Origin of the sequence: Thalassotalea castellviae, from assembly GCF_031846185.1 — a bacterium.
Lineage (GTDB): Bacteria > Pseudomonadota > Gammaproteobacteria > Enterobacterales > Alteromonadaceae > Thalassotalea_H > Thalassotalea_H castellviae.
This window is the reverse complement of sequence record NZ_JAVRIF010000013.1, coordinates 1-25,340: the sequence shown is the minus strand read 5'-3', so window position 1 is coordinate 25,340 and position 25,340 is coordinate 1. Positions and strand designations below refer to the sequence as shown.

Below are 25,340 nucleotides of genomic sequence, written 5' to 3'. Positions count from 1 at the left end.
CGTGCCTTTTCTTCATCAAAAATCAGTTAATTTATGATTTAACTAGCAAATTTGATAGTGCTAATAAAGAGTCAACAATTGCCTTAGGTTGATATTCACTTAACGCCTGATGATCATGAACACCAAAGGTTACGCCAATTCGATCGACATTGGCATTTTTCGCCATCAACATATCATGTGTAGTATCACCGATCATTACAGCTTCACTAGCATCAATGTTTAATTCGGTTAGAATTTGATTGAGCATATCCGGATCGGGTTTTGATTTACACTCTTTTGCACACCTAGAAGTATGAAAATAATGCTTTGTATTAGATAGTTCAAAAACTCTTTCTAAACCATCTCTCCCTTTACCTGTCGCAACAGCAAGATATTTCCCTTGAGCTAATAAGTCTGTAAATAACTGCTCTGCATGGGAAAATAACGGTGTAGGCGTTTTATCTATTTCAACATAATGCTTTTTATAACTTAATCGCAAAGCTTCAGCTTGTTCTGGAGTACTTTGTGGAAATAATTGTTTCGTGGCTTCAGGTATGCTTAAACCGATAATTTGTTTAATTTGATCTACCGTTGGGACAGTTAACGCCACGTCTTTTGCCGCGGAAAGCATGGAAGAAACAATACGTTCAACGGAGTCCATTACCGTACCGTCCCAATCAAATATAATAACTTTATAATGATGCATCGAACTTAAAACCTATTGCTCTTGCTTTAATTGTTTTAATAATTTTTCTAAAGAAGGTTCTAGTGGTGCTTCAATTTTCAAGCGTTGCTCAGTCAATGGATGAGTAAACTCAATACTTGCTGCATGAAGAAACAAACGTTTTAAGCCTTTTGCTTTCATATCCGCATCAAAATCAGGATGACCATATTTAGCGTCACTCGCTATCGGATGTCCTTTACATTGGCAGTGAACACGAATTTGATGGGTACGACCGGTGACCGGAAACGCTCTCACTAAAGTAGCACCTTGAAAATGTTGTAATACTTTATAGCGCGTTTCAGATTCTTTACCATTGATGTTATCAACAATAACCACCCGCTCACCTGATTTTAAATCGTTTTTCTTTAAAGATTCAGTCACTTTAGTTAATTTAGCCGACCAACGGCCTTTCACTAACGCATGATAGAACTTCTGAACCTTTTTATTCCTTAATTGCTCATGAAGATTTCGTAACGCTGAACGTTTTTTTGCCACAACTAAACAACCAGAAGTATCTCGATCGAGGCGATGTACCAATTCTAACATTCTCGCTTCTGGTCTTAATGCCCTTAAAGCTTCAATTAGACCAAAACTAAGTCCACTACCACCGTGAACAGCCATACCCGAAGGTTTATTGATAACTATTAGTCTGTCATCTTCAAATAATATTTGTTTTTCTAAGTTAGCAACCACATTCAACTGCGTAGAAACAGTGTTAGTATTTTCAGAAACCCGAATAGGCGCAATACGAAGAATATCTTCATTCACCAACTTGTATTCCGGTTTACAACGTTTTTTATTGACACGGATCTCCCCTTTACGCAAAAGTTTATAGATCATGCTTTTCGGCACACCTTTAAGCGTTTTTAAGAGAAAATTGTCGATTCTTTGGCCAGCATCTTCACTGTCAACAGTGATAAATCTGACTTGGGGTTTATTACTTTCAGTCATAGGCGGGAGTTTATCACACTTTTTTATGGTTTTAGCTAAATAAACTAACGATTTTATTGCGTTTTTCATAAAAAGAATGGGATAATAGTAAAGTTGCATTATAATTAACCTTGCAACACAGTAATGGAAGCTTTTAGCGAAACGTAAGAGGCAAATTGCGGCCACATTAATAGGCATTACGACAAAAATGACTTATTAACAGAACGGCCAATTGCGAAAATGACTTAAATATCATGTCAATTAGAACGCATAAACAATTTAGTCCAGCGAGAATAAAGCACTTTTTAAATAAGAATTGATAACTTTTACCTTTTTCAAATGATAGCGACACTTAAGAAAAGTCTTAAGCGGATTATCACTAAGTAAACGGTTATCAAAAGAGCACAGCACGCTTGCTGAGCACATAAAGAATACAGTAACAATAAGGTAAACCTTGTTGTAAGAGTGACAATCAGAAATTTTTAACAGCTTATTGCGTAATATGGCGCAATAAAGATGACACCCGAGAGGTTGACAAATCGCTGTTACCTTAGCGACAGATTGCTTTGTGCACTAAGCAAATAGTGTGTTGTGACATAAATGAGTCACAAAAACTATGAAACGTATGTTAATCAATGCTACACAATCAGAAGAATTGCGTGTAGCGCTTGTTGATGGTCAACAACTTTATGATCTAGATATTGAAAGTCCAGGTCACGAACAAAAAAAAGCCAATATCTATAAAGCAAAAATCACTCGTATCGAGCCGTCATTAGAAGCGGCTTTTGTTGATTACGGTGCTGAGCGTCACGGTTTCTTACCTATGAAAGAAATCGCCCGTGAATACTTCCCCAAAGGTTATACATTTCAAGGCCGCCCTAACATTAAAGACGTGTTAAAAGAAGGCCAAGAAGTTATTGTGCAAATTGATAAAGAAGAACGCGGTCAAAAAGGCGCAGCCTTAACCACCTTTATCAGTCTAGCCGGTAGCTATTTAGTATTGATGCCAAACAACCCTCGAGCAGGTGGCATATCTCGTCGCATTGAAGGTGATGAGCGAACGGATTTAAAAGCATCGTTAAACAAATTATCACTCCCCAAAGGCATGGGTTTAATTGTTCGGACCGCTGGTGTTGGTAAAGATTATGATGAATTAGAATGGGATCTAAATCTTTTATTAGATTACTGGCAGCGTATCGAAACGGCTTCTCAGAGTCGCCCTGCTCCTTTTTTAATTCACCAAGAAAGTAATGTAATTGTTCGTGCTATTCGTGATTATTTACGCCGTGATATAGGTGAAGTACTTATAGATCGTCCAAAAACGTATGAAAGTGTTAAACAACGTATCGAAGTGATGCGTCCTGACTTTTTAAGTAAAATAAAACTTTATGATAATGACGTACCTTTATTCACGCATTATCAGATCGAATCGCAAATAGAATCGGCATTCCAACGTGAAGTACGTTTACCTTCTGGTGGTTCAATTGTCATTGATCCTACTGAAGCCATGACTTCAATAGATATTAACTCTGCCCGTGCAACAAAAGGTAGTGATATCGAAGAAACCGCGTTTAATACCAACTTAGAAGCAGCTGATGAAATTGCCCGCCAATTACGTTTGCGTGACTTAGGTGGTTTAGTGGTCATCGACTTTATCGATATGACACCAGTGCGTCATCAACGTGAAGTTGAAAACCGTATGCGTGATGCTGTTAAACCTGATCGTGCTCGTATCCAATTAGGTCGGATCTCACGATTCGGGCTTTTAGAAATGTCTCGTCAACGACTTCGCCCTTCTATTGGTGAAACAAGCCAAGGTGTTTGTCCTCGTTGTAACGGTACGGGCCATGTCCGTGGTGTAGAGTCTCTTGCGTTATCCGTACTTCGTTTAATGGAAGAAGAAGCAATTAAAGACAACACCCAACAAGTTCAAGCACAAGTACCTGTACCTGTAGCTACTTACTTATTAAATGAAAAACGTCGTTCTGTTTTTCATGTTGAAAAACATCATGGGGTGCGTGTCTTAATCATTCCTAATCCGAACATGGATACACCACAATATGAAGTGGTGCGTGTTCGTAAAGATGAATCGGTAGAAGAAGCAAGCTATCTTGTTAAAATACAAGAAGCCACCGCTGAAGAAGCGGTGATGCCGAAGTTTGATCACACGGCAGTTAAAAAAGATGAACCACTTCTACAAGGCATGTCTGCACCAAAACAAGCACCTTCAACGCCAAAAGTTGAAGTTAAAAAAGAAGCGGTGCAATCTGAAGGTCTATTTGCGGGTGTCACTAAATGGTTAAAATCATTATTTACCGAAGAAGTTAAAGAAGAAAAACCAAAAGCGAATAAGTCTAACAGTCAGAATAAAGGCCGTAATCAAGAACGTCGTCCGCAGCGGAACCGTAATAGTCAACGTCGCAATAATCGACACGACAATAAAAACGATAAACGCAATGACAAACGTACAGCGAAAGAGCAACAAGAAACGAGTGAAGGTCAAAACAAGCCTAATCGTAAACCTCAAGCAGCACGTAATCAAAAGCCTAAAGAAGAGAAAGTAGCGGAACGTCGTCAACGTCGCAATAATCGTAAAAAAGTACGCGTAACTGAAGATAAAGCTCCGGTAAAAGCTAACGAAAGTAATGCGCCAAAAGCGAAAGATGTTGAAAAAGACGTAGCAGTTCAAGCAAACGAGCAACAAGATGCTGGAAACTTAGCAAAAACTGACAAGCCGGCTCGTGATGAACAACGTCCTAGAAATAGACGTTCTCCTCGTCATCTACGCTCACATGGTCAACGTCGTCGTCAAAACAATGATGTTAAAGAAGCAACAGAGACTAATAGCTTTGATAATAACGTTGATCCAATTGAAACACGTTACCCTGAAAGCGAATCAACAGCTGTTCAAGCGACTAACTCAACTGAAATTCAGCAAGATCTACCGTTTGAGCCAGCAATTGAAAAAGCTGAAGCTAAGCCAGAGCAAACCACTTCTGTCAACAAAGCCGATGAAACAAATGCCGATCAAACAAATGGCAAATCAAGTGTTCAAGGCGAACTGTTAACAGAGCAAGCAGAAACGACTTCATCAGAAGCTAAGTCTTTTGAAGCTGCTGTTGTACAAAGCAAAGAGCAAACTAAAGAAGACAAGGCTGTCACTGAAGTCAATGAAGAATCAACTTCAGAAAAAGAAGCTATTGTTGAAACCAACGAAACAGCAGTTGTAGAAGCAAAGGCAGATACTGAAGACGCAAAATCGGATGCAGAAAAACCAGCGCCAGTCAATGTTGAAACAACTACCGTTGAACCTGTTGAAATTGCCAAGACCGAAAAAGTTGAGGTTAACACTGACGAAGCTGTAAAAGTTGAAAAAGTTGAAACGAAAGTAAAAAGTAAAGAAGCGACGGCAAAAGTACCGGCTAAGTTAAAGAAAATAACCAAGAAAGTGAGAACTCAACATCGCGCTTCTTCGGCTATGGCTAAGCCTGAAACTATTAATACCGTAAATGAAATTCCACGTGAATTTTATAGTAATGAAGATCGCAAAGCGGCACTTATTTCAGGTCGTATGGCGATGGTTTCACATGTCGTAAATAGAAGCGCTGCAGGACCTACTAAACCTTAAGTCTTCGACAATATATAAGTAAAATAAAAGCGGAACAGGATTAAACTTGTTCCGCTTTTTTATTTACATAAGTAGTTTTAATATTTTAAGCTTTGATAACGTTAGCCCAGCAAAAAATAAAAGCCTAGATGACGAAATTAGCTTGGCTTATCGCTTCTTCTATCGGGATGTTAGGATAATAATTATCTTTTAAAGCGTGGATAAATTTTAAAGTTTTAAAAGCATCAAACCACACTAACAATTGTTTATTAAATTGTTTTTCGTTTATCCCCTTTTGTTTATCGACAAACGCGTCAAAACCAATGGTTTTTAAAGCAAACTCAATATCATTGCTCCCTGTTTTATACCAAACTGATAAATTATCAAGATTTTGATGCAAGCTAGAGAAGTGATGCAAAAGACTTTTTAAGCGCTCAAAAACGACAGGATGATAATAGTGATAACTTTGACCTTTTTCCGATAATTCGACAATTTGCTTAACAGCAGGCCCAGTGCCAAAAGGCACACGATCCGACATTCTAGCTTCTAGTCTAAGAACAGAGTTTTTTAACCAAAGTATGTCGCCAAGCTTTGCAATTTTATTTAGTAAATAAAAATCTTCACCTGCACTGCGTTTAGGGAAACCGCGAACAGTAACATACGCTTGCGCTCGGAACACTAACACACTGCCAATGGTAAAATAATTATATGGAGATTTTGCGTAACTTAATCCAGCTACATAATAGCGTAACGCCTGCTCATAAATAGCATTAGCAGATTCAATGACTTTATCGTCACAGCTATGGATAAAATTATAACAAGCCGCGACACTGGTGTGGCTTTGATTATCCATTAAACTTGTAAAATAATTGTCAGGCAATTGAGCATCTGCATCACTAGAATGTAACCACATTGACTTAATAACTTTTTGTTCAATCAAAGCACAGGCAACATCAGCACCAATTTTTCTAGCCAATCCAACGCCTTGTTTATTAGGTATAGGCTGAGTAAAGCGATCAATAACTAAGATAGCCGAATTACTATTATCCATGTCGACTAACGTTAAATTGTCGCTCTGCCAAGTAACTTTCCCTGTACTTAAGCCATGTTGAGCAAGCGCCGATTGCGGGTATGAGTCGGTTTCATATTCAGGTTGGTTGATCACGATTATAAGCAATACGTTTTGATCAACTAAAGATGAACGTATAAATGAATCAATAAAACTTGGGCTTTCTTTATAAGCTGGGATAATCAGCGTATGAGAGAAACTTTTGTGCTGAGGAAACGTGGCAAGTAAGCTCACTTCATCCTCAGCGTATTTTGTTAAGTACTTAGCAAAGTTATTCATCTAAGTCGCTTTAAAATATATGGTTTAATTGATTTTTATCACTAATATATGGCATTTAATATCCTATAACGTGAAGTATTAAGCCAAATACAAAGTCGATAATTTTTAACACCTTTAACGATTAATGTAAGGCGGCACGAAACGGTAATTTTGCGCAAATTTCCCCTTCTGCTACTAAAATTTCTTCCAAACGAAGATCAACTTCTGTTTTATCAAAATATTCATAAGCTAATTCCACAAAAAGGTTTTTATGTTTTTCTTCTGATTTTGCTATCGCCACATAAAAGTCTTTTTCTTTTCCTGCTGGTAAAGCTTGGGCCACCAATGAGAAACGTTCATGCCCTCGCGCTTCTATCACGCCAGCAACAAGCAAACGGTCCATGAAAAACACTTCTTTGCCATGACGAAACAGTGATCTAATTTCTTTGATGTACTGGTCTTTTGAATCGTTAGCCAGTTGAATGTCTTTCGCTTGCATAAGTTTGAGTACTTGCTTGAAATGGATTAACTCTTCAATCGCTAAATCTGCCATGGCTCTCACTAGCGTTTTACGATCTGGATAATGTGACAACATGGTAATTGCCATACCTGACGCCTTCTTTTCAGCAGCGGCATGATCTTTTAAAAATTCATCAAAATCTGCCATTACTGCTTCTGTCCACTCAAATGGCGTATTGTACTTCAATTCAAACATTATTTAATAAAACCTACACTTTGATCATATAAGCCGGCATTTTATCAATGAAAGCTTTTATGACAAAGTGTTAGTTAATATTTCTTTGATTAAATTCGGATGATACTGCAAAGCAAGTGTTTAGCTCTATGCACGAACGCAGTTAATAATAAAAGCACCAACACATAAACCACCCCGCCACTACTTGATTTCTCGGGATCAACAGTTTTAGCAACTTCACTATTTGGAATTAAAGCAACGACACCTGGATCGTCAATAACACCGTTAGCGACACCATCGGCATCATTAACACCACCGTCTTCAATGGTTAAACGAATACAGACATCACCTTCATTTAACCCTGATTGATAACTACTGTTATCAGCAAAAGGACACACGCCATTGACTAAGGGGCTTGATGAAATAGAGTTTTCACTATCTTCAACAAAGTTTTGCCAACCATTTTCAATCGAATATTTACGGTACACGGCATTGCTAGGAATTTCTTCAGTTAAAGGAATCGTTACCGATACTGAACGACCAAAAGGCACGATTTTATCAATGATAAAATCAAAATAGCCACCGATATGCGTCAAGTCATCAGCTGAGATCAGTTGAGTATTTTCAACTTCTAAGGCTGATAATTGTACCCCATCCGAAAACTGTAACTTGGCAAATTTTCCAAGCCCTAAACGCAAGCCTGGCTCGGTTTCGATAATTTTAGTTTGAGCAGCATTAACATGTAACGGTTGCATGTAAGCAATAGTAGAATTATCCATAAAAGCTGGAATACCATCACCGTCAAGGTCGGTAAATCCTTCAATGTTATCAGGGATGCCATCTAAATCCGTGTCAGTAGAATCTAATCTTGCTCTTTGTTCAAATAAAGCTAAATCAATAAACTGTTGTTGACTAAGTTCACCAGTTCCACTGTCGGTAATAGTGACAGAAAACGAGATTAATTGGTGAGCATCTTCAGGTAAAACAACCGCTTCTGGGTCAATATAAACACTTAATTGATTAGCACTTATTTCAGCATTGACAAAATCGGGGATATCCCAACTCACAATATGTTTATCGGTAGTATTGGCATCATCAATGGAAAGTAGTATGTGCGCCTCACCTAAATCTTTAACAATAGAAGAAACTTGTTCTCCTTGTTGGAAGACACTAATGGTAGAAAGAGGGGCGATATTATCTTCAGAAATGAAAATAGTATGTTGCTTATTGTTAGCACTATTAACACTTGCACTAAAAGTCACGATTAATTCTTCTTGCCCTTCTTGTTGATTATCTTGTCTCAGGTAAAGCTCAACATAACCACTGACACCAGATTCAATCACGACTTTTTGTTCATCAACTTGATAATCAAAGCTATCAACATCACCACTAATACTAAAAGGGATTTCTAATGGATATTTTGGCGATTCACCGGATAGTTCGACTTGAATTTTTACAAAACTCCCTTCGGCAGAAAATTGCTGCTTAGCAAAACTCACTAAAGGAGCAAAATTCACCGCTTGCTCAACGGTAGCTATATTGCCAGCGAGATCTTCAGTACGCCAAGTGATCAAGTTTTCACCCGATTGAAAGTTGGCTACACCGTTTTCAAAACCAAGTGGCAGAATTTCACAGCAATTAGGGCCGTCTTTTCCGTCATAAGCCGTAATTTGCGTAAGAGATAATAATTTATCTAAAGTCAATTGCGTATAGGTATGCTCAGCATTAATATTTATGGCCACAGGTGTCGTCAATTCTGGCGGATAATCATCAACTAATGGGTTAGTATGATTGATCTGTTCCTCATGATTTAACACACCATCACCATCAGAGTCTAACGTCGCATCTGTTGCATTTCGAGGGTTTAGTCCGTATAAAATTTCAAATTCATCACTCATGCCATCGTTATCATCATCGGGATCGGCATTGTCACCTAAACCATCATCATCAGCATCAAAGGCTTCATTTGGATTTAATGGTAATTCATCAATAAAGTCTAAATAGCCATCGTTATCATCATCGATATCATTAACATTGCCGATACCATCACCATCAGTATCTAAATATTCAGTGGCATCAAACGGAAACGCATCTTCGTCATCTAAAACGCCATCATTATCGTCATCACTATCGGCATTATTACCAATCCCATCAATATCATTATCATGCCATTCAAGATTATTTAGCGGGAATAAATCTTCACTATCTAGGTAACTGTCATTATCATCATCGATATCAATATTGTTTCCTTGGCCATCGCTATCAGTGTCAACCCATTCACTGTTATCAAAGGGAAAAACATCAGATGAATCTAACACACCATCATTATCATCGTCGGCATCGGCATTATCTCCAACACCATCGCCATCAAAGTCGTACCATTCGAGATTATTTAATGGAAAGATATCATCTGAATCGATATAACCATCGTTGTCATCATCATTGTCAGCATTATTACCTAAACCATCGTTATCGGTATCTAACCACTCGCTACTATCAAAAACAAAATCATCATTTGAATCGATAACTCCGTCATTATCATCGTCTGCGTCGGCGTTATTTCCTAAACCATCGCGATCAAAATCGTCGGTTTCATTGGGATCAAGCGGAAATAGATCATTGGCATCATTAACACCATCGCCGTCATCATCTAAATCGTCTATATTAGCGATACCATCACCGTCAGTATCGGTAGTTCTTAACATATCCAATGGCTCAGGATCATTAACATCTAAAATGCCATCACCGTCATCATCTTCATCTTCGTTATTACCACGACCATCACCGTCGGTATCAATATATTCAGATGCTCTTAAAGGAAAAGCATCATCACCATCAAGGTATCCATCCCCGTCATCGTCGGTGTCGGCATTATTGCCAATACCATCACCATCGGTATCTAGATATTCATTCGCATCTAACGGGAAGGCATCGTTACCATCTGCAATACCGTCATTATCATCATCATTGTCGGCATTATTACCAATACTATCGCCGTCTGTATCAACAGACTCATTAGGGTCTAACGGAAAAGCATCATCAGCATCTAAAACGGTATCGTTATCATCATCAAAATCAGCATTATTCCCGACACCATCACTGTCACTGTCTAACCATTCATCGGGGTTATCCCGAAATACATCTATGGCATCGGCAAAACCATCACCGTCATTATCACTATCTGCGTTATCGCCTAAACCATCGCCGTCAAGATCAACGCTTTCTAAATTATCGAGTGGAAATGCATCATTTGCATCTAAAACGCCGTCGTTATCATCATCAGGATCGGCATTATTACCAATTCCATCACTGTCAGTATCCACTTGTTCAAGAGGATCTTTTGGTAAATCATCATAAATATCGATAACACCATCATCATCGTCATCATTATCAGCAATATCACCAATCCCGTCACTGTCAGTATCTTCAAATTCAGAAGCATTCAGCGGAAAAGCATCAAAGATATCTAACGTTCCGTCATTGTCATCGTCCGTGTCTTCATTGTCATCAAGGCAATCTCCATCAAAATCTAACCAACGCGTGGCATCCTCAGGAAAAGGATCATGAAAATCGACAACAGGATCACCGTCATTGTTATCATCAATGTTATCGGCTATACCATCACCATCATCATCAGTATCAGCATTATTGCCGATACCGTCTAAATCAGTGTCATACCATTCGGTAATATCGTTGGGAAAAATATCAAAACTATCGTCATAACCATCACCATCGGCATCGTTTACAGGTGCAGGAACAGGACAAGCAACCGCAAGAGCAGAATGGCTATGAAAACAAATAGCGTTGATTAAGATAAAAGCAGCAATTTTGGATTTAGACGGCATAAACTTTCCTACAGTTGCATCACTGACGATATAGTTGAAATAACTTTCTTCATTATAGTTTAGAATTTTCAGGCTAAATTAATAACCAAATTGATTACCAAATTTATAGGTAAAACCAAAATAGAGGCTGGTGATATCTTCAAACTCACTAAAACTTGGATGATATCTAAAACCAACATTTACTGAGGTGTTTTTACTCATATCATAATGAACATTAAAACCAAGCATGGCATTGATATCATTTGTTTCACTAAAGTATTTTTCTTCATTTAGCTCAGGCCAAACAAATTTATTTTCAGTGAGTGCCATAGTGGCACCAAATTGATATTCAAAAGTAAAATTTTTCATCGTTTGGTTGTACGATCTAGGTTTGTAGCGATAACTAATGATGGCATCGACAGTGTCTACTTTGAAAAACAAATCACTTTGGTTCCACTCAACTTTAACGTCGTCTAAATAACTGTATCCGACATTCCAATAAAAATTACTGCCTCTACTAATACTGTCAGAAATCGTTAATGAAATACCTTGAGTGTTAGATTCACTGCCCTGATGTAATGAAAAATTTGTTTCTATCGCTTGGCTCGGTAAAGCCATCAAGGTAGAAAGCGTTAATACTTGTAGAGGTTTTACTATTAAACACTGTTTTTTTAAGGTCATATTTTTCACTCATCTGTCAATTTTATAACGAGGTTTATTAATCGAAGACAAATGCAATTATTACACCATAATTTTATCAGTGTGATAACAACAAGAGTTGTTATCACATTAAGCTACTTACTTCCTCTTTGGACTATATAGCGCTTATCGCATGATTTAACATTTGTTTAATTTGTTTAACAATATCAGCAGACATTTTAGGTTGGTAAGCTTTGATCCTAGGCGTATGAATATGACCAACCGGCAAGACCGGGTTGAGTTTATTTCGTAAAACAATACTACGGTAAGAAACTTCATTAGATAAATAGCCACCGCCACTACCTTGAACGGACACAGAGCCTTTTAAATCATTTAATGACATTGCCATTATTGGTTGCTGTAAGGTGGTTTGGCGTAAAGTTGTGACTTTTCTATTATCATTAATTTTAAATTTGCCTGTTGCTTTTTGCATAGCTTTTACCGGTAAGCTAAATTCAACGAATTCATCCAACGGCAAATTATTGCCTTTAAAAATAGGAAGCAAAGGTTGTTGGGCAGTGGCACCCGTATATACATTTAAATTATCTGGCGCTTTAGCACTTCTGCGTAAACCTGGAAAGCGTTCTAAATCAAAGTTATCACGTCCCATACTGATCGTGATGATCATATCAACTTGACGATAATAAGGAGCAAGTAAGGTTTCAATCATACCTTGATCAAAATCGGCAAAACGCACAGGGACAATTAAAGTTTCAATTTCCGCACTTTTACCGTCACGACTGATCACCAAGTCGTCTAACGCCAACGCGGCAACCCCTGAAGGATTACTTTGATTAATGTTTCTATCAAGAAAGAATGGATCAAAGCCTGTAATAAGTATCTTTTTATCTGTCCCTTTATCAAATTTGACATCATTCTTACCACGAGAAAGCAATTCTAACTGCCACAATAAACGTTGTTGTTGCATCGGTAATAATTGTTGATATGCAGCACTTAACTGCAGGGATTTTCGCATTTGTAAACGAGCCCAATATAAAGATCGGTCATCATATCGCCCTACTTCATCAAACGACTTGACCGCTTCTTGCCACAGTTTTTCACTATGACGAATAGTGATTTGGGTCAATGCGGTTAAATTTCTGGCTTGATTGATTTGTTTACGGTATTGCTCAACTCTGTTTACCAATGGTATAAATACTTGAGGCATTTGTTTTTTGGCTACATCAATTCTTAATTCTTCAACATTAAGTAAACGTTCATCAACTTCAGTGGCCAGCACAGCAGTTGCCATAGTGATTGGCGTTAAAATTAGCGTAGCAATAATAAAGCTGGTTTTTAAACAAAGTTTCATTAGGGTTATTCTCAGTAAATATGATGGTGAAATAAAAGATTTTACGTTTATTCAATTACTTGGTGTTTAACAATGATAGTAGACTCGGTTAAAAGTTAACACCCTTATAATAACAATCGACTAAAAATATTAAATCAATCTATATCCTGTTATTTAGATTAAAATTAGAGCAATAACTCTCTAGCCGCTTATTTTAAAGGGTTTTCCTCATAGCCCTTTAAAAATGTGACATCAAGAAATGTAATTAAATTACAAAAAGTTCAAATTAGCGCTTGATTTTTATTTAGATGCTGTCAAAGTGTTTGCAACAGTTAAGTTCCACTTACTGTTGTTTTTGTCGTTATTATTTCCACCTTTTGAAAATAGCACGCACTTAACAACCCTTTAGCTGTCCACAATCAATTTATTATAATTGTATAAATCAAAACTATATTAAGGAGTAGCGCTTCAATGTGTTCGATATTTGGTATATTAGATATAAAATCAGGGGCTGAAATATTACGCCCAAAAGCTTTAGAATATTCTCGTTTATTACGTCACCGTGGTCCAGATTGGTCTGGCATTTATCACAATGAGAATGCGATCTTAGTGCATGAACGACTTTCTATTGTTGACACAGAACATGGTGCTCAACCTTTATATAACGCAAACAAATCCCATGTTTTAGCCGTTAATGGCGAAATTTATAACCATAAAACGCTCGCTAAAACATTAAATGTTGATTATCAATTTCAAACAGGCTCTGATTGCGAAGTGATTTTACCTTTGTATGAAGAATTTGGCGCAGAATTTGTTGACAAACTGCAAGGCATGTTTGCTTTTTGTCTTTATAACGCTGACGACAATAGCTATTTAATTGCTCGTGATCATATCGGTATTATTCCTCTTTATACTGGCTATGACGCAGATGGTAATTTTTATGTTGCTTCAGAAATGAAAGCCTTAATGCCTATTTGTAAAACCGTTGAAGAATTCCCTCCGGGACATATTCTTGATAGTAAAGTTGGTAAAGTTCAAAAGTATTACAAACGTAACTGGCATAAGTACGATGCCATTAAAGATAACACCACTAGCACAACAAAAATTCGTGAAGCATTAGAAGAGTCAGTAAAAAGTCATTTAATGACAGATGTTCCATATGGTGTATTACTTTCTGGCGGGCTAGATTCATCTTTAATTTCAGCAATCACGCAAAAGTTTGCTTCACGCCGTATAGAAGACAACGACTTAGCCGAAGCTTGGTGGCCAAAAGTTCACTCTTTCGCTTGTGGTTTAGCAGGCTCACCAGATTTAATTGCAGCCCAAACTGTTGCAGATAGTATTGGAACAATTCATCACAGCGTTATTTTTACTGAGCAAGAAGGTATCGACGCACTCAAAGAAGTCATTTATCACCTTGAAACCTACGATGTCACAACAATACGTGCCTCTACCCCTATGTATCTTATGGCCCGAAAAATTAAAGCGATGGGCATAAAAATGGTGCTTTCCGGTGAAGGGGCCGACGAAATTTTTGGTGGTTACTTATACTTCCACAAAGCACCGAATGCACAAGAATTTCATGAAGAATTAAACCGTAAACTTGATCGCTTACATAAGTTTGATTGTTTGCGTGCGAACAAATCTATGTCGGCTTGGGGAATTGAAGCTCGGGTACCCTTCTTAGATAAAAACTTTATGGATGTTGCTATGCGCATTAATCCACAAGATAAAATGTGTGGCAACGGTAAAATGGAAAAAGCAATTTTACGTGAATCATTTGAAGGTTATTTACCAAAAGAAATATTATGGCGCCAAAAAGAACAATTTTCTGATGGCGTTGGTTATAACTGGATTGATGGTTTAAAAGCCTTTATCGACACACAAGTCACTGATCAACAACTTGAAAGCGCTGCGTATAAATTTCCAGTAAATACACCAGACAGTAAAGAAGCATACTTTTACCGTTGTGTTTTTGAAGAGAAGTATCCATTACCAAGTGCTGCCGATTGCGTTATTGGTGGAAAATCTGTTGCTTGTAGTACTCAAGAAGCATTGGCATGGGATGAAAGCTTTAAAAACAATGCGGACCCTTCTGGTCGAGCTGTATTAAGTGTTCATAACGAAAGTTATTAAGCTACTTTAAATAAAGAGAGAGATTAGGTAATTCTTCCGTGTCACTTTGACTTTAAGCCTATAACTTTACAAAAAACCGATGAATATACTTATTCATCGGTTTTTTTTATAAAATATACGTTTTTTTCTGAATAACTTGTTAAATATTTCATCATTTTGTTTTAAAGTTACCTATTAGCTGTTTAATTTTCATATAGGTATTATTTTGTCTAATCGTGTCGAACCTGAAATCCCATCTATTACTTTAGATCATGATCAAGTCAAAGCCGTGAATGCTTCGCGCTCGGCTCAAACAAAAAACAGTAAACAACTAGATAAAACCACTAGCTCTGACACGAAATCATCTCCGGTAAATGTTGTTCTCACCTTGATAATTTATCTCGCCTTAGCGGGTGCATCATGGTTTTTTTATCAAGAAAACTTAAAACTTCAACAATTAATTGGCGAATCTGAAAACAGGATCCAACAATTAGAAAATCAACTTTCCGCCACGGGTGAAGAAATGGGTGAATCCACCATAGCGTTAAAGGTTAAACTTGAAGCGATTAGCGAAAAAACCGAAAAGCTTTGGAGTGAAATGGATAAACTGTGGGCGTCTGCATGGCGTAAAAATCAAAGTGAAATTAAAGCTTTGCACTCAACAAGTATCAAACAAGACACCTTAAATAAAAACCAAAGCCAACAAATCAGCCAGGCCAATTCCGCCATTAATAACGTCAGTGATAAACTTACTTCGGCAGAATTTAATATTACCGCATTAGCTGATCAACTATCGGCAGCTAATAATTTACAACCAAAAATTGCCGAATTAAACACGCTAATTTCAACGCTTGAAGAAAAGTCTTCAGGCAGAGATAACCAACAAATGGAAATTGCGACAAGTGTTAATCAACTTGAAATGTCGATAACGTTATTAATCGAACGGTTAGAAAAAATAGAAAGAGAAAACCAAGCTCAGAAAACGGTGCTTCCTAGTTTATAGTGACTTTAAAATGGAGAAGTTTAGCAATGAACTTCTCCCTGTTTAATTAAACTCTCCCCTATCAAGCTCGTTTAAACGTCACTGAATAATCGGCGATGCCTTCATAAGATATAGTCGTTTCAATATCAAATGCCATTTCAACAATACCTTTAAAAGATCCTGTAATAATAGCTGCTCCTGCTTTTAACCCTATTCCTCGTTGATTCATAAAATTTACTAACCAAATTAAACCATCAACGGCGCGACTATTAGGGTGTTTACCTTCAAGTGTTCTGATGTTTTCACCTTGGGCCACTTTTATTGTTATCGTATGTAAATTAATTGCAGTGGTTTTATCTATTTCAGGACCAAGGTAAACGCCTTGATTTAACATACAATCGGCTAAACTTTCATAAAAGCTTTGCCCTGCATCATCGGCAAAACGACTTTGCATGAGTTCAAGGGCCATATGGGCACTACCAATAGCTGCTGTTATTTCTGTTTCAGTATAGTTTGAAGGTTTAGCAGGTAAGTCTTTACCAAGCACGAAACAAATTTCAGGTTCAACACGAGCAACGAGGTTATCTTCCAATAAAGTGACTGTGGAAGAGTGTTGTTGCATATTAAAAATGGGGGCGGCAATAATTTTATCTTCGGCAGGCGGTAATAAACATTTCCAGCCTCTCACAGGCTCAATAGTCGCCATTTCATCATGTATTGCTAACGCATCATCAATGGAATTAGGACGAATGGATTCATCTAATCGAGGGGCTTTTACACCAAATTGACGACGATTAAGCAGTGTTTGAGCCGCTTGAGTGAAAGCTGTCATAAAGACTCCATAAAATGGGTAAAATCAGAGGTTAAATAACACCTCTGATTATTTCGAATTTAACCAGATCAAGGCTTCACTTTCAGTATGAAATAGTTTTATTTCATGGCCTAGTTCTGATGATTTTTGAATCGCTTGTGAATGAACAATTTGACTAGCTACAACCAGCACAGCGACAGATGCATTTTTTAATTCTTCTCTAGAAGCGGCATATGTGCCAAGAATCACCTGTTCACTTTGAGTTAATTCTTTACTGACTTGCCTTGCATCAATCAGGATTTTTAATTTAGCTTGAACTTTATAATGCTCTGTACATACTTGATGAATTGCTTGAATTCGTTCATCAAAAGTAACCGCACCAACCAAATCAATCCTAACAATGTTAGTACCTTCAATCATGCCTGTTTTAAAACCCATAAACCTTCCAAAATAGACGGATAACAACCATCAGAATTCATCATTATTCAATTGAAATAGAACATTTAAAATATAGAGTAATTTCAATCAATTAACATAAGCTAATCAGATTGAAATCACAAGAAATTTATCCGTTGTTCACCAGAATAATTAACACTAAGTTAATGATTAATAGATATATAAAATATATACAGACCAAAAGCAAATGACAGGAAGCCAGCAGGTCTAAATATTTTTCTAAATTTATGTGCTGACCAAAGGGCAAATCTTTGATGGTTATTTTCACCAACAATCAATAAGCCAATACTGACGGCGATCAATAGATAACCAAGAAAGTTAAATAATAGTGGACTTTGTGTACTTTGATGATAATAAAGAAAAACACACCCGAAAATAAACCGACTTAACACCTCAAACCAATGGAAATAAGTCATTTTACTAAATTTTATTATCGCGTCAGACCAATAATCGGGCTTAATTATCATGAACACGCTTAAACACATCATCAATAAACCAAATGCTGCAATAATCGTCATATCAAACCTTTAACTAAAATGCATTACTAAATAAATTGATGTATTCAAACATGCTTAGTGAGAAATCCGTTTGATTGTAAAATATTTCAACGGGCAAAAAGCGTCAAGAATGCAATATTTATAATAGACAATGCAAGCATTAGACATGTTGGTCTATTAGTATCGAATTTCCATCGGGATCTTTAAGTGCAAAACTTGCAGGGCCAGTCTCACCATTGATAGTTTTATGAGCAATATTTAGCCCTTGCTGCTCAAATTCTTTTAATAACACTCTCACGTCAGTAAATGATTCTAAGGGGTTACAGTTTTTATCCCAACCGGGGTTGAACGTCATAATATTACCTTCGAACATCCCCTGAAATAATCCAATCGTGTGATCTCCATTTTTTAGAATTAACCAATGTTGAGTTTGATCACCGCCTACAACTTCAAAGCCAATTTTCTGATAGAAAAGTTTTGATTCTTCAATATTTTTCACTGACAAACTGACTGAAAATGCCCCTAAATTCATAATAAACTATCCTTATAGCATGATTATGTTTAATTAAAATTGTCACGTAACTTTTTCAACTTAGTAAATAGCTTTGAATTTACAATCATTGCCATAACATACTCCTGAGCCACTTAAATATTTTCACAACAATAATCAATCGTATGGCGAATCAGACTTTAACCTTAAATAATCTAACCGTTACTTTAAGATGTTGCTATGACAATCCAGAGCAATTAATACAAAAAATTTTATTTAAACACAGTTCGACTTTTTAATATTAACTTTCAAATCTATTCCTTCCTGCTCGTTTTGCTTTATAAAGCATCTTATCTGCATTATTGGTTAGTAAAAATTCATCGTTTTCTATATTTGGTAACATTACAGCTAAACCAATGCTGGCCGTCAAATATTGGTTAACCGGTGAGTTTTTATTGCTTATTTTTAAGTCTTGTATTTTTTTTAACAATTTTTGTAATAATCGACTTGCTTGTTCAATCGATAGATTCCCCCAGACAAGTACAAACTCTTCACCACCATATCTTGCACAAATATCACTAGGTCTTTTGGTGAATTCTTTCAACAATTCAGCTACCTTTATCAAACATTGATCGCCGTATTGATGGCCATAATCATCATTAAGTAATTTAAAGTGATCTAAATCTAAGATGGCTAAACAGATTGTCTTCTTTAATCGGAAACATCTTAGCCATTCTTCTTTTAGAAAATCATCAAAAGCTCTACGATTAGCTATTTGAGTGAGGCCATCTAAACTAGCCAACTTCTCTACTTCTTCTTCAGCAAGTTTTCTCTCGGTAATATTCTGATGTGATATAACAAAATAATTTCGACCATGTGTCCTAAAAGGACTAACGCGCATCATAAACCAGCGTTTTTCATCTGGACTATGGCAAGGATATTCAAGATAAAAACTGTTCTTTCGTTTGTGAATAACACTAAGGATTCCAGTGACTGCATGTGAGGCAAACTCATCACCCAAAGCCGACGCTTTCTCACACTCAGTAATATAATTTACACCACTCCAGTTTTCACCGATAAGACAGGCATTCTTATTACCAAATGCTAGCCAACTTTTATTGACAAATTGAATGTCACCTGTCTCGTCAATAGCAACAATGTGTTCTGTGATAGAATCAAGAACTAAGCTAAGAAATTCATACGAATTTTCCATATCCCCTCTTACTATCTAACAAACATCTAGAAAACATTACATACCTCTTTGCTATCCTGAATCTAAAATTTAAAAGATCGTTCATTTCAATAAACAAATTTATAGACTCGTAAATTTTAATAATTATTAACAATCAATGCTTGGGTAATTAATGACTCAAAATGATAACTACTATTGATCTCATCAGAGCAAAAACTTTCCTTTATTGTTTGTGAAAACTTTCTCGTTTTAATAGCATAGTTATCCCTACCCCAAAAAACCATAGAATTTGTGCAATTCCAAATAATTCAGTAAAAATTTCAGCAGGATAAACAGTAAGAATACCAACAACCCCAACAAAAACCCCGAGAATATTTAATGTTTTATGAAATACTTTACCTTTGAGTGCAGCAATACTTAATATTAACACCCATAAGCCACCGACAATTTCATTGCCTCCTCCGATTCCTTCAACAACATAAGAAATGGTACGCCAAATAATTAAAGCTTGTTCGGGATCATTCTCTGATAGTTTTAAGACGGCAGATAAACCTATATTTGCAATCATCCCGCTAGCTATCACTAAACCCACCCAAATAATGCCAAATATCGCTGAAACTTTTGAAAGCGTCGGGCTACTCAATTTTAACCGTTCATAAACAGCTAACACTACAACAGCCAAAAATATGCCAAACAGTACATACATAATAAAATTAACTACTGAAAAGATGATTTGATTTTCTGCAAGAAATGTAAATTGCTGCCCAGCATCCGCACCTGTAGGAAAACTCCAAAAGACACCAAAAAAAACGAAAGCCGATATGTAAATACAAGCTTCAAGAAGCGCCGTGACTCCACCTGCTTTTTGTAATTTATTCATTATTACCCTGTTAACTTTATTGACTATAGAAACAAAAAATTATCATATTAATTAAATATTTACGACCTTAACTTATTACGTAACTTGTAACAGAAATTAACATTCCACTATAAAAAAAAAGTTATCCATGAAAGTCATTCTATTAAATCAGTTAGTTATGATTATGTCTGCCATTTATAAAAATTCAATTTAACCGCTGAAGGGCTAAATAAACCATGGGTTGATGAATTTCGCTGAAGTAGCGCTTTGAGCTAAATAAGAGTTTTGCTGAACACCCCTGAATAGACAAAAAAACAATAAGAAAAAAGCTAAAAATGGATAAATAAAGCGTATATTTATTCGATCTTATTTTTATGACCATAATTATCACTTACATAATCACTGTTGAAATTGGCATCAATTTGTAACGATTTACTAAACGTTTTGCTCGCTAACTCACTATCCCCTTTCGATAAATAGGCAAACGCAAGGCTGTCGTAAACTTGAGAGGCATTAGGAAATAAAGAAATCAAATAATCAAACATATCAAACGCCTCTGCCCATGATTCTGTACTAAGTAATTCCATCCCTAATTCATTGATTGTACGACCGATAAACTGCGTATACCCGTTATCAATATAGGCCTTTTTGAAATGCTCAGTGAATTGTAGTTTTCCTTCATCTTGGTAATACTTGTAAGCAAAGTTTTTTTCTAAAGGCTTAATCGGTTCATACTTTCCCGTTTTAAGAAACGATAGAATTCGACCAGAAATAAGTTCGGCGACTAGTTTATCAGTGTTTGCCAGTACAACAATTTCATAGCCATTATCTAAATTGGCTTCCACTGCTGCGCTGACACCAAGTCCTCCGCCATATGCGCGCCAATGTGATTTATCCATTGCAAATACTTTGCGATTAACAGCAGATGAGTTACTCAATAACTTATCAGAATAAAAAAGCGCTCGATAAAACCGTTGCACATCGTCAACCGTTGATTCAATCCCTCCATCTGGACTTGGATGCTCTGTAATGCCAACTTTCCTCAACACGTTATCATATTGGTAGGTATATCGTATCGACTGATGTTTGAAAGAATTACGAGGCTTAAAGGTCGTTGATTTCATACCAACTTTATTGAAGATGTTGTTTGTTAAAAGATATTCGAAGGATTTTCCCGTTAATTTTTCTATAATAGCTCCCAGCACCACATAACCGTAGTTCGAATATTGATGATCAGTGCCAGGTTTGAATAAAAGGGGTTTATCTAATAACAGCGTTAACTTCTTGTCTATCGTATCAAATGCAAGTTGATCCTGACGATATTCGGCGACAAAAATATCAGCAAAGCCAGCGCTGTGGTTTAATAAGTGCTCAATAGTGATTTTATCAGCATGAACTTGTTGAAATCCTAATTGAAAAGAAACGAGTGTGTCGTTTAACTTTAACTTACCAGTTTCAACCTGCTGTAATATCAGAACTTTAGTAAAGTCTTTCATGATTGAACCAAGATTATAACGGCTTTGTGCATTATTCTTAATTTTGTTTTCAATATCTTGAAAGCCATAAGATGAAGAAAACACCTCTTCATCATGCTGAGTAATTCGAAGGCTACCCGAAAACCAACCCATCTGATGGTATTGCAATGCAATGTCGTTTGCTACACTGGCAAGTTTACTGTGCGTAGCATCTTCTTTCCCCTTATTACTAGAAGCTAACGAACAACTAGCAAAAAATAGCAGAAAAACTATCACTAAACTTCGAGCCATTGGTTTAACTCCTTTTAGAAAAAACGCCGCATTAACCGGATGAAAATCGTAGGCTAAAATTGCGCGGAACAAACGAAAGCCAACTGTTTTTTCCTTGTTTATTAGCTTGTTATGTGAATTCTACTCGTGGTATTTGCGAATAATAGCAACTTTACCGTTTTCCATTTCTAACACTTCCATCATAGTTTGAGTATAAGCCAGAGGCTGCTTACTTTCAGGGTGAATACCTTTAGCGCTGTTCTTATACCTGATTGCAATAGCTGAGTTATTAAAAATGAATACATCAAGTAACTCGGCATTATATTCAGTATGAGCACCTAAATAAAATAGCATTCCTTTTCGCATTGCTTCCTTTCCATCAGGCAACCTTGAGTCATCTGTTACCCATGGTAAATGAGAATGCCCAACATCATCAGTAAGTAAGGAAAAATAGTTTTCTAGATCATCTTTCGTAGCATTTGGTGCTTGAGTTGCGACCATAGCTTTAAAGTAGGTTTGAGCAAATTCATCTAGGTCAATTTCGCTTGCTGAAACAGATAAACTAAAAGTAAAAGTAAATATTAAAAGTAATCCTTTCATTGATACTCCTTAGTGGATAATTCACATAACGTTTTGTTAAGCGGAAAATAATGGTTCGCTAAAATTAGCGAAGCAATGGCCAACTGTTATTTTTCCGTTTAAGGAACTTATTACATTTTTTATACCGCTGTAAAGTTTACAGCGTGGACATTGGTTAAATTTATTTGTTGTTTCGCGTGCCAAAGATCGTAGTTATCTTGCATTGCTAACCAACTCTCGGAAGTTCTACCTATTGCTTTTGACAAGCGAAGTGCCATTTCTGGTGAGATAGCACTTTGCCCTTTAAGAACTCGGTTTAAAGTAGATGATGCAACATCTAATTGTTTAGCTAAATAACGACAGCTAAAACCTGCAGGCTCTAGATATACATCGTAGATGAACTCGCCTGGGTGCGGTGGGTTATGTATAGTCATTAGTGATAGTCCTCATCATTGAGAATGTATGCATTACCATCGATGAACTCAAAAGTAATGCGCCAGTTTCCATTTACAGTAATAGACTAAATCCCGTCATGCTCCCCTTTGACAGGGTGCAATTTACGACCGGGTAAATTGATATCTTCAATTTCTTGTGCGGTATCTATTGCACTAAGTTGCATGCGCAGTTTGCGTTGATGCTTGGCCTGAATTCCAGATACACTTCCTGTTTGGAAGTATTTTTTAAGGCCTTTATGTTTGAAAGATTTAATCATGACACAAGTATAGCGCGATGCGCATCACTCATCGATAAAAATATAACGCCTTACTAATGGGCGCATAAATACTTGGATAAAATTTGCATCGCAGGAGCAAAAGCCAAGTGTTTTGCGTCCTTTTAAGTAACTTATTAGCTGCCGCTTGGACTAGTAGTGATATCGACATGATATTATTGTTAAATATGAATCTGATACTGTATACACTAGACGGTTGGTTTCATCTATTCGCCTAGACCAAAAGCCTGACAAGTTCTCTTTTAATGGCTCTGGCTTACCAATGCCTTCAAATGGTGAACGCTGACAATCACTAATTAACTTATTAACACGTTTTAACGTCTTTTTATTTTGTCCTTGCCAATAAACATAATCATTCCAAGCTTCATCTGTCCATGCAAGTTGCCTAGTCATCTACGAGATCTCGGCATTGAAATTTACCTGAATTATATTGTTCTATGGATTTTGACAAATGCGCAGCGTTAGCTGGTGATTTTAATAAATGAACCGTTTCCATTAAACTATTGTAATGCTCCATCGACATTACTACTGCATCTTCTGCGTCTCTTCGTGTGATAACGGTATAATCCACGTCATTTACGACATGATCTAAAACAGATTTAAGCCCATTTCGAGCTTCAGTGAACGATACTATACGCATAAAACACCTCATTAGTTGTACATTTAATAAGACAAGTCTAACCAACTAATTATACATGTGCAATATTAAGGACAACTCCTGAGCTTAAAAGGCAGCTAACGCCCATTTAAGGGGCTGATAATAGTTTGCTAGAATAGTGAAGCAAAGCGGAACCGAGCAAGCTATTAGCAGTCCCGTTACTGTAATGGCTTATTATATGCAACTACTTATATGTCACTATATAAGCACTGCCTCTACATAATGTGTGAGTATTACAACTAGCATTCCTACTCACAATGCATGAATCAAAAACTAATCCATTACCGCCAAGTTTTTGAGTTTTAACCTTCAAAGAAGAAATAAATGATTTCTTACTTGGAATATTTTCTCGAAAGTCTACTTGGCAATACTGTGCTTCGACATAACCCAATTGTTTAGCTCTTAATTCCCAAACTTCATTATTCGTATAACTTTTTACAACGCTTTTCCTAATTGAGTTTTCGATTCCTTTCCCTCCAGCATAATATGTTGAGGAAGAACAACCAAATAGAATAAATAAGATAATAAAATAGATGAACTTCATGCGATCTCCATATTGCATATAACGCCCAAATAAGGGGCTGATTAATAGTTGGCTAAAATAGTGAGGAACGAACGAAAGCCAACTGTTACGTGTCCTTATTTATTAGCTTGTTATATATATTTTTCACCAATATGTTCGATTTAATATACGAGACAATAATATTGCAACTTAAAGAGATAAAACCAGATAAGCATATAAAAATGACACCTACACCAAAAAATTGTGAAGGTGGATAAGGTAAAAAATAATTTAAAAATAATATCTGGCTTAATACAACTGCCAAATATACCAACGAAATGCACCCAAAATATACCAATGAAAAATATTTTGTGCTTAACAAACCAGTAACTACACCAATTAATATTAGGGAAATTAAATAATACAAACTTCCAGAATCCCAAGGTTCAATTTTACCTGTAATTTCAGGCGAAAAAAACCAGATCATAAAACCCAAGAAAAATGGCAATATAAAACTTATGAGCAAATCCTTTTTAATATGCAGAACATCCGAATGTATATAACGCCGTTTTAAGCGGCAATAAAACAGTTTGGCTAAAATTAGCGAAGAATGAGCAAAAAGCCAACTGTTATTTGTCCTTTTGAGTCT

The 25,340-nt window shown here is 36.5% G+C and carries 23 protein-coding genes and 1 pseudogene; 3 read left to right on the top strand and 21 right to left on the bottom strand.

The annotated features are described in order from the left end of the window. Nucleotides 1–31: 31 nt before the first annotated feature. Together RM573_RS16875 and rluC are read right to left on the bottom strand one after the other, a co-directional pair. Nucleotides 32–685, bottom strand: a complete 654-nt coding sequence (locus tag RM573_RS16875; RefSeq protein WP_311584796.1) for an HAD family hydrolase — start codon at nt 683–685, stop codon at nt 32–34. Between the two features lie 12 nt (nt 686–697). Further along, on the bottom strand, nt 698–1,654 hold the full coding sequence (gene rluC / locus RM573_RS16870) for a 23S rRNA pseudouridine(955/2504/2580) synthase RluC (RefSeq protein WP_311584908.1): 957 nt from the start codon (nt 1,652–1,654) through the stop codon (nt 698–700). Nucleotides 1,655–2,249: 595 nt separating this feature from the next. On the opposite strand from rluC, the gene rne reads away from it, so the two are divergent. Beyond that, nucleotides 2,250–5,261, top strand: coding sequence for a ribonuclease E (gene rne / locus RM573_RS16865; RefSeq protein WP_311584793.1), 3,012 nt, complete (start codon nt 2,250–2,252; stop codon nt 5,259–5,261). A 124-nt stretch (nt 5,262–5,385) separates the two neighbouring features. On the opposite strand, the gene RM573_RS16860 is transcribed toward rne, so the two are convergent. The 5 genes from RM573_RS16860 to RM573_RS16840 form a co-directional block, all read right to left on the bottom strand. Beyond that, nucleotides 5,386–6,588, bottom strand: coding sequence for a glycosyltransferase family 2 protein (locus RM573_RS16860; RefSeq protein ID WP_311584791.1), 1,203 nt, complete (start codon nt 6,586–6,588; stop codon nt 5,386–5,388). Nucleotides 6,589–6,709: 121 nt separating this feature from the next. Continuing rightward, nucleotides 6,710–7,282, bottom strand: coding sequence for a MiaE family protein (locus RM573_RS16855; protein ID WP_311584788.1), 573 nt, complete (start codon nt 7,280–7,282; stop codon nt 6,710–6,712). 89 nt (nt 7,283–7,371) lie between these two features. Continuing rightward, nucleotides 7,372–11,106 carry a choice-of-anchor U domain-containing protein gene (locus RM573_RS16850; RefSeq protein ID WP_311584785.1) on the bottom strand — a complete coding sequence of 1,245 codons (3,735 nt, stop codon included), beginning with the start codon at nt 11,104–11,106 and terminating at the stop codon, nt 7,372–7,374. Nucleotides 11,107–11,184: 78 nt separating this feature from the next. Further along, the gene (locus RM573_RS16845) at nt 11,185–11,766 is read right to left on the bottom strand and encodes a hypothetical protein (RefSeq protein WP_311584782.1); all 582 of its coding nucleotides are present in this window, start codon (nt 11,764–11,766) and stop codon (nt 11,185–11,187) included. A gap of 133 nt (nt 11,767–11,899) precedes the next feature. After that, complete coding sequence (locus tag RM573_RS16840; protein WP_311584779.1) at nt 11,900–13,096, bottom strand: pyroglutamyl-peptidase I; 1,197 nt, start codon at nt 13,094–13,096, stop codon at nt 11,900–11,902. 450 nt (nt 13,097–13,546) lie between these two features. On the opposite strand from RM573_RS16840, the gene asnB reads away from it, so the two are divergent. Together asnB and RM573_RS16830 are read left to right on the top strand one after the other, a co-directional pair. Next, the gene (asnB, locus tag RM573_RS16835; RefSeq protein WP_311584776.1) at nt 13,547–15,211 is read left to right on the top strand and encodes an asparagine synthase B; all 1,665 of its coding nucleotides are present in this window, start codon (nt 13,547–13,549) and stop codon (nt 15,209–15,211) included. Nucleotides 15,212–15,416: 205 nt separating this feature from the next. Continuing rightward, a complete protein-coding gene (locus RM573_RS16830) occupies nt 15,417–16,193 on the top strand; it encodes a hypothetical protein (protein WP_311584773.1) in 777 nt (258 codons plus the stop codon). 61 nt (nt 16,194–16,254) lie between these two features. Here the strand turns inward: RM573_RS16830 and RM573_RS16825 are convergent, their stop codons facing one another. The 14 genes and pseudogenes from RM573_RS16825 to RM573_RS16760 all read right to left on the bottom strand — a co-directional run. Continuing rightward, nucleotides 16,255–17,004 (bottom strand): hydratase, encoded by a 750-nt coding sequence (locus tag RM573_RS16825; protein ID WP_311584770.1) that lies wholly within the window; start codon nt 17,002–17,004, stop codon nt 16,255–16,257. A 48-nt stretch (nt 17,005–17,052) separates the two neighbouring features. After that, a complete protein-coding gene (locus RM573_RS16820; protein ID WP_311584767.1) occupies nt 17,053–17,421 on the bottom strand; it encodes a hypothetical protein in 369 nt (122 codons plus the stop codon). Between the two features lie 161 nt (nt 17,422–17,582). After that, entirely contained in the window at nt 17,583–17,957 is a 375-nt protein-coding gene (locus tag RM573_RS16815) for a hypothetical protein (RefSeq protein ID WP_311584764.1), read from the bottom strand. Nucleotides 17,958–18,096: 139 nt separating this feature from the next. Next, nucleotides 18,097–18,468, bottom strand: coding sequence for a VOC family protein (locus RM573_RS16810; protein ID WP_311584762.1), 372 nt, complete (start codon nt 18,466–18,468; stop codon nt 18,097–18,099). Nucleotides 18,469–18,727: 259 nt separating this feature from the next. Beyond that, nucleotides 18,728–19,639, bottom strand: a complete 912-nt coding sequence (locus tag RM573_RS16805; RefSeq protein WP_311584759.1) for a sensor domain-containing diguanylate cyclase — start codon at nt 19,637–19,639, stop codon at nt 18,728–18,730. Between the two features lie 202 nt (nt 19,640–19,841). Beyond that, entirely contained in the window at nt 19,842–20,498 is a 657-nt protein-coding gene (locus tag RM573_RS16800) for a hypothetical protein (protein WP_311584756.1), read from the bottom strand. Between the two features lie 335 nt (nt 20,499–20,833). Next, nucleotides 20,834–22,243, bottom strand: a complete 1,410-nt coding sequence (locus RM573_RS16795; protein WP_311584753.1) for a serine hydrolase — start codon at nt 22,241–22,243, stop codon at nt 20,834–20,836. A gap of 120 nt (nt 22,244–22,363) precedes the next feature. After that, nucleotides 22,364–22,822: a nuclear transport factor 2 family protein gene (locus RM573_RS16790; RefSeq protein ID WP_311584750.1), complete on the bottom strand. Its 459-nt coding sequence runs from the start codon at nt 22,820–22,822 to the stop codon at nt 22,364–22,366. Between the two features lie 119 nt (nt 22,823–22,941). Continuing rightward, nucleotides 22,942–23,235, bottom strand: a complete 294-nt coding sequence (locus tag RM573_RS16785; protein WP_311584747.1) for a HigA family addiction module antitoxin — start codon at nt 23,233–23,235, stop codon at nt 22,942–22,944. Next, nucleotides 23,235–23,513 (bottom strand): annotated as a pseudogene (locus tag RM573_RS16780) (type II toxin-antitoxin system RelE/ParE family toxin). Before RM573_RS16780 ends, RM573_RS16785 begins: the two are co-directional and overlap by 1 nt. A gap of 150 nt (nt 23,514–23,663) precedes the next feature. Beyond that, on the bottom strand, nt 23,664–23,924 hold the full coding sequence (locus RM573_RS16775) for a Txe/YoeB family addiction module toxin (RefSeq protein WP_311584744.1): 261 nt from the start codon (nt 23,922–23,924) through the stop codon (nt 23,664–23,666). Further along, nucleotides 23,917–24,171 (bottom strand): type II toxin-antitoxin system Phd/YefM family antitoxin, encoded by a 255-nt coding sequence (locus RM573_RS16770; RefSeq protein WP_311584741.1) that lies wholly within the window; start codon nt 24,169–24,171, stop codon nt 23,917–23,919. The genes RM573_RS16775 and RM573_RS16770 overlap by 8 nt, the downstream gene beginning before the upstream one ends. A gap of 202 nt (nt 24,172–24,373) precedes the next feature. After that, nucleotides 24,374–24,733 carry a hypothetical protein gene (locus RM573_RS16765; RefSeq protein WP_311584738.1) on the bottom strand — a complete coding sequence of 120 codons (360 nt, stop codon included), beginning with the start codon at nt 24,731–24,733 and terminating at the stop codon, nt 24,374–24,376. Nucleotides 24,734–24,818: 85 nt separating this feature from the next. Beyond that, on the bottom strand, nt 24,819–25,340 hold a 522-nt coding region (locus RM573_RS16760), incomplete at its 5' end, for a hypothetical protein (protein ID WP_311584735.1).

What these genes read in the sequence shown, in the direction of transcription:
- RM573_RS16875 (WP_311584796.1), bottom strand. Translation starts at nt 685, where the DNA reads ATGCATCATTATAAAGTTATTATATTTGATTGGGACGGTACGGTAATG.
- rluC (WP_311584908.1), bottom strand. Translation starts at nt 1,654, where the DNA reads ATGACTGAAAGTAATAAACCCCAAGTCAGATTTATCACTGTTGACAGT.
- rne (WP_311584793.1), top strand. Translation starts at nt 2,250, where the DNA reads ATGAAACGTATGTTAATCAATGCTACACAATCAGAAGAATTGCGTGTA.
- RM573_RS16860 (WP_311584791.1), bottom strand. Translation starts at nt 6,588, where the DNA reads ATGAATAACTTTGCTAAGTACTTAACAAAATACGCTGAGGATGAAGTG.
- RM573_RS16855 (WP_311584788.1), bottom strand. Translation starts at nt 7,282, where the DNA reads ATGTTTGAATTGAAGTACAATACGCCATTTGAGTGGACAGAAGCAGTA.
- RM573_RS16850 (WP_311584785.1), bottom strand. Translation starts at nt 11,106, where the DNA reads ATGCCGTCTAAATCCAAAATTGCTGCTTTTATCTTAATCAACGCTATT.
- RM573_RS16845 (WP_311584782.1), bottom strand. Translation starts at nt 11,766, where the DNA reads ATGACCTTAAAAAAACAGTGTTTAATAGTAAAACCTCTACAAGTATTA.
- RM573_RS16840 (WP_311584779.1), bottom strand. Translation starts at nt 13,096, where the DNA reads ATGAAACTTTGTTTAAAAACCAGCTTTATTATTGCTACGCTAATTTTA.
- asnB (WP_311584776.1), top strand. Translation starts at nt 13,547, where the DNA reads ATGTGTTCGATATTTGGTATATTAGATATAAAATCAGGGGCTGAAATA.
- RM573_RS16825 (WP_311584770.1), bottom strand. Translation starts at nt 17,004, where the DNA reads ATGACAGCTTTCACTCAAGCGGCTCAAACACTGCTTAATCGTCGTCAA.
- RM573_RS16820 (WP_311584767.1), bottom strand. Translation starts at nt 17,421, where the DNA reads ATGGGTTTTAAAACAGGCATGATTGAAGGTACTAACATTGTTAGGATT.
- RM573_RS16815 (WP_311584764.1), bottom strand. Translation starts at nt 17,957, where the DNA reads ATGACGATTATTGCAGCATTTGGTTTATTGATGATGTGTTTAAGCGTG.
- RM573_RS16810 (WP_311584762.1), bottom strand. Translation starts at nt 18,468, where the DNA reads ATGAATTTAGGGGCATTTTCAGTCAGTTTGTCAGTGAAAAATATTGAA.
- RM573_RS16805 (WP_311584759.1), bottom strand. Translation starts at nt 19,639, where the DNA reads ATGGAAAATTCGTATGAATTTCTTAGCTTAGTTCTTGATTCTATCACA.
- RM573_RS16800 (WP_311584756.1), bottom strand. Translation starts at nt 20,498, where the DNA reads ATGAATAAATTACAAAAAGCAGGTGGAGTCACGGCGCTTCTTGAAGCT.
- RM573_RS16795 (WP_311584753.1), bottom strand. Translation starts at nt 22,243, where the DNA reads ATGGCTCGAAGTTTAGTGATAGTTTTTCTGCTATTTTTTGCTAGTTGT.
- RM573_RS16790 (WP_311584750.1), bottom strand. Translation starts at nt 22,822, where the DNA reads ATGAAAGGATTACTTTTAATATTTACTTTTACTTTTAGTTTATCTGTT.
- RM573_RS16785 (WP_311584747.1), bottom strand. Translation starts at nt 23,235, where the DNA reads ATGACTATACATAACCCACCGCACCCAGGCGAGTTCATCTACGATGTA.
- RM573_RS16775 (WP_311584744.1), bottom strand. Translation starts at nt 23,924, where the DNA reads ATGACTAGGCAACTTGCATGGACAGATGAAGCTTGGAATGATTATGTT.
- RM573_RS16770 (WP_311584741.1), bottom strand. Translation starts at nt 24,171, where the DNA reads ATGCGTATAGTATCGTTCACTGAAGCTCGAAATGGGCTTAAATCTGTT.
- RM573_RS16765 (WP_311584738.1), bottom strand. Translation starts at nt 24,733, where the DNA reads ATGAAGTTCATCTATTTTATTATCTTATTTATTCTATTTGGTTGTTCT.